A 4,591-nucleotide genomic window follows, 5' to 3' on the forward strand; every position below is an offset into this window, starting at 1 on the left:
CATCGGCACTCCTTGGTCATGCGGGTGTAGGTGTCGGTGAGGAAGGCGGCCTGCTCGGCCGCCGAGTGCATGTCCAGGGCCCCGCGCGCCGAAGGTCCCGGGCGGGCGGGCGCGTCGGCCGTGAGGTGGTCCAGCGTCTTGGCGAGGGTGTCCGGATCACCGGCAGGGAAGAGTCGGGCCCACGGTTCCCCGGTGAGCCGGGCGGTCAGTTCGGAGTCGTGTGCGGAGACGATCAGCGGGACGGCGAGGCGGGCGGCGTCCATGACCAGTCCTGATTCCTTGCCCACGCCTGGCTTCCGGGCGACGAGAGACGCGTCGGCGGCGGCGTGGACGAGCCTCAGGACCTGGTCGCCGACCGGTCCGGGCACGGTGTGAAGGCGGACGTTGGGGAGTTGGTGCCAGCGGGTGAGGACGGAGTCGTCCAGTGGGGTGCCGCACACCAGGACGTGCAGCGGGGCGGTGAGGCGGGCGAGGGCGGCGTCGATGGTGGGGATGTCCTTGTACGGCCACCAGCCGCCGACCACGCACACCGCCTTCGCGTCGGCGGGGATCGTGAAGGCGGTGCGGGCTCCGTCGCGCTCGGCGTCGGTCAACGGCCGGTCGTCGTCGACCGCGAACGCCCGCACCTCGCCGGGAAGGTGAGGGAAGGTCGGCGCGACCTGGTCGCGGACAGCGGTGGTCGGGTACAGCGCGATCACCCGCTTCTCGCCCCTGCGGGCGAGCCGGCCCAGCCACCGGACGGGACGGTCTTCGACGGTGACCGCCTCATGGATGAACCGCAGGTGGGGGATGCCGCCGAGCAGGGCGGCGGCACCATGCAGGGCCTCGCTCGCGCTGAGGATCACAACTGCCGAGGCCCGCGGGGCGAGGCGGCGTGCGGTGCGAAGGCATGCGGCCTCGGTCAGGCACCGGGCGATGAGGGTGACCTGGTGCGGGAGTCTGCGGACGGCTGGCGGCCACCGCCGGGAGGCGAAGACTCGCTGCCCGGCGGCGGAGACGCGCTCTGCCGCCCGCGCGGCGTTCAGCAGGATTCTCGCCGCCGGTCCGGCCGGCCCGGCGGCGATCCGGGCATCCGACCGCACCATGGGGCCCAGGTCCTCGCCCAGACCGCCCGGGGTGACAAGCAGGCTCGGCCGGGTGGCGGCGAGCGCGGTCAGCGTGCGCTGGTGGTGTCCGCCGCCCCGGTGCGCGTACGGCTCGATCAGCACCAGCGGCCCCGGAGCAGTATTCATCCGGTGACCGCCTGCTCGCCGTGCAATGTGGTGAAGTGCTGGTGCAGCCAGGGCGGGTCGTTGAGTGCCTCGAAGCGCTGCGGGTCGAGGGCAGCGGCTTTGGCGAAGTCGAGCCCGTCGCAGGCGCCGGCCGCCGCGTAGGCAGCGAAGTCGCCTGTGCTGCTGGACGTCCAAGCGCCGATCCGTTCCTGGGTGGAGGCGTCCGTCATGCCGTACTCGCTGCCGCGCGCGAGCATCGCGCACTCGCGGAAGCCTGCCTTCCACGCGTGGAACGAGGTCTGGTTGAACAGAGTGATCCCGGCGGTCTGGCGGCAGAACTCAACCCGTCCGGGCAGTGCGGCCAACACATCGACGGCCTGCCCCATCTCCCTCAGCGCCGTACGACGGATCAGCTTGAGGCCACCGTAGCCATAGGTCAGGCCGTTGACCGGGTTGACCGCCTGCCAGACCCTCATCGCCACCCCGTCGGCCAGCGGCTCCACCGTGGCGGTGGGGAACTCGAGGTCGATGGCGAAGTCACCGTCGGCGAGGAAGAACATGTCGGTGTCGACCAGTTCGGCGGTGAGCCGGTAGGCGCGTCGCATCCCGCGGACCCCGTGCAGGCGCTTGACGGTGCCGCCCAGCAAACGGGCGAGGCGGATGTGCAGGGAGTCCGCCAGCGGCTCGTCGTAGGAGAGCTGGACCGCGTCGAAACCGTTCACTTGATTGCCTCCAGGTAGCGGGCGGCCACCGCGGCGGGCGTGAGGTCGGCGGTGGAGGCGTGCGCGCGCTTGGCGTGCACCAGATAGAACTCGGCGTCCGTCGCGAGACGATGGGCGATCTGGGCGGCCTGCTCGTCGGTGTCGAACAGCAGCTCGTTGTCGATGTGCTCGGCCAGCCAGCCGGTTCGAGGGCCGATCACGGGAAGGCCCATCGCCTGGCAGTCGATCACCGACATCGACCAGGGGCAGCCGGGCCGGAAGGGAGCGATGCCGAAGTGGGCGCCGGCCAGCAGGTTGCGGTAGCGGACGCGGTCGCCTCGGTCGGAGGCGATGGTGACGCCGTCCGTGGTCGCCAGCTCTTTCAGGTGCCGTTCCGGGCTGGGGTCGAGGCGGACGCGCTCGGGACTTCGGGTGCCGAACAGGTCCATCACCGTGAGCCGCACTGGGGCGTCGGCGACGAGGCGGTGGGCGAGCTGGGTGAAGCGGGCGGTGCCGTAGTGCGCGTACAGGCGGTGGTTGTAGATGCCTGCAGCCCAGCCCTCGGGCGGGGGGATATCGGCCGGGTCGCGCACCAGCCGTGTGTCCCGGGGGGCGGGGACGATATGCAGCTTCCCGCCGAGGTCGACGCCGGTGCGGTCGGCGGCTGCGGTGGTCCACGACGCGGCGGTGGAGGAGTGGACCAGAATGCGATCGCAGGCCGCGAGGCCAGCGGCGAAGGCCAGCAGCACGCTGCGGCCCAAGTCGCGGTCGTTCATGGCCGGGTCCAGTTCCAGGACGCCGGTGTCGGTAAAGGAGAACGGCAGGTAGTGGCAGTAGCCGGCGATCAGTGCGTCCACTCCGGCTTCCAGAAGCGCGGCCCGGATCGCGGGGGCAGCCTCGATCTGGTTGGCCACCACCACCTCGGGTCGGCGGTCGCGGATCAGGGTGACCAGAGCGTCCATGCCGGGGTCGAAGCGGGCCCGGTACTTGGTGGACGGCGAGATGGTGGGCGCGAAGTGCACACGGTCGTCGCCAGCCGGGACCGGGGACGCCATGGTCACCTCGGCCCCGGCGTCGGCCAGGGCCGGAGCGAGCATGTCGGCGAAGGTGAAGCCGGAGTCGGCGGCCAGCTGACTGGAGTTGGAGACGTTGAGCAGGTACAGCACGCGCATCGCTGGGACCCTCCTTCTTCGGGGCCGGGAATCGACCCGGGCCGGTGAAGGAAGGAAACCGGCGACCGCGACCGTGACAGAATGGTGAATCGAGATCACTCACGGTTCATTCATCTCATCCGGCATCCAGGGCGGGGGCTTTGATGGACGCGCGGGACGATGCCTTGACGGTCGAGCAAGCGGCCGAGGCGTTCGCGGCGGATGTGGCCCACTGGCGCGAGGTGCGCGGCCTCGCCAAGCGGGAGTTAGCCAGACGGATGGGCTTCGACCCGTCCTACGTAAGCCATGTCGAGTCGGGCCGGCACAAGCCGACGGAGGATTTCGCGCTGCGCGCGGAGGAGGCCCTGAACGCGGGCAAGGCCATCTGGAAGCGATGGCTGGACTACGAGGCAGCCAAGGCCCGCACCGCACCGGCACCGCCGACGCCGGCTCCCCGCAGAGCCGAGCAGCCGTACGCGACCGGCTCGGCGATCGTCGTCGAGCACGACGCGGCCCGCCTGGACTACGACGGCAGCCTCTACCGGCTGACGATGCGCCGGTTGCTGCGGAACACCGGCAGCGAACCGATCACCCGCTACCTGATCCGCATCAGCGTCGACCGCTACCCGGGCGAGCCAGAACGGTCCAACGCACACTACCGCGAGCACCCGTTGACCTGGGACGAACTCGCCCTGACCGCGACCTGCCGCGGCGAGGCGATGCACTGGCAGACCAAGCACGACCGCGACGCCTTCAAAGAGGTGTGGCTGCTGTTCGACAACGAACAGGGCCGCTTTCCGCTCTACCCGGGCGAGCCGGTGTGGATCGAGTACGCCTACTCGGTGGGCGACGAGAAGTGGGGCCGCTGGTTCCAGCGTGCCGTCCGCCTGCCCACTGAGCACTTGGCGGTCGAACTCGCCTTCCCCGCTGACCTCGACCCTGCCGTGTGGGGCACCGAGACCTCCATGACCGCCGAGGCCGTACCGCTGCGGACGGCTCCGATACAGCGCGAGGAGAACGGGATGCGGGTCTTCTCCTGGAGCACCGCCACACCCGCACTCCACGCCCGGTACCGTCTGGAATGGCGGTTCCGAGGCCGAACCGAACGGGACATGATCAAAGGGGAGTTCAGGTGAACCAGGTGCGGCCCAGCGAGCAGATGCGTGACCTCGGCGTCGTACAGAACGGCGCTCCCGTTCTCGCCGAGCCCGCACGCGCCTTCGACCTGCCGGCCGAGCGCGAGGCAGCCGAACAGGTCGTCGAGCAGATGCTCTCCGCCATGGAGCGGATCGGGCAGGTCCACCTGTTCGCCAAGGGCATGGGCATCGCGGCACCTCAGATCGGGATCGGCAGGGCCGCTGCCGTGGTCCAGCCCCCCGGCCCCCAGTACGAGGGCTGCCTGTCGTTCTTCGACGTCCGCGGCCTGGTCCCCCGGCCCCTTTGGATCACGGTGGAGACCACGACGCTGGAGGGTCTGCCGGTGACCACTACCTACGAACGCGGACTCGCCCGGCTGATCCACCACGAG

General features: G+C 70.6%; 5 protein-coding genes. 2 read left to right on the forward strand and 3 right to left on the reverse strand.

The window, feature by feature from the left end:
• The 3 genes from CCN72_RS15000 to CCN72_RS15010 form a co-directional block, all read right to left on the reverse strand.
• On the reverse strand, positions 1-1,232 hold a 1,232-nt coding region (locus CCN72_RS15000), incomplete at its 3' end, for a glycosyltransferase family protein (RefSeq protein ID WP_086807961.1).
• The gene (locus CCN72_RS15005; RefSeq protein WP_086807957.1) at positions 1,229-1,933 is read right to left on the reverse strand and encodes a hypothetical protein; all 705 of its coding nucleotides are present in this window, start codon (positions 1,931-1,933) and stop codon (positions 1,229-1,231) included. The genes CCN72_RS15005 and CCN72_RS15000, both read right to left, overlap by 4 nt.
• Positions 1,930-3,084, reverse strand: coding sequence for a glycosyltransferase family protein (locus CCN72_RS15010; protein WP_086807958.1), 1,155 nt, complete (start codon positions 3,082-3,084; stop codon positions 1,930-1,932). The genes CCN72_RS15005 and CCN72_RS15010 overlap by 4 nt, the downstream gene beginning before the upstream one ends.
• 164 nt (positions 3,085-3,248) lie before the next feature.
• Between CCN72_RS15010 and CCN72_RS15015 the strand changes: the two genes are divergently transcribed.
• Complete coding sequence (locus tag CCN72_RS15015) at positions 3,249-4,199, forward strand: helix-turn-helix domain-containing protein (RefSeq protein WP_244174233.1); 951 nt, start codon at positions 3,249-3,251, stop codon at positions 4,197-4,199.
• Positions 4,196-4,591: peptide deformylase (locus CCN72_RS15020; protein ID WP_086807960.1), on the forward strand; the 396-nt coding region annotated here is incomplete at its 3' end. The genes CCN72_RS15015 and CCN72_RS15020, both read left to right, overlap by 4 nt.

The sequence above is a fragment of the Streptomyces murinus genome, assembly GCF_002154555.1.
Classification (GTDB): domain Bacteria; phylum Actinomycetota; class Actinomycetes; order Streptomycetales; family Streptomycetaceae; genus Streptomyces; species Streptomyces murinus.

Excerpts from the sequence above, each read along its gene's own strand:
- CCN72_RS15010 (WP_086807958.1), bottom strand. The coding sequence starts at position 3,084 with ATGCGCGTGCTGTACCTGCTCAACGTCTCCAACTCCAGTCAGCTGGCC.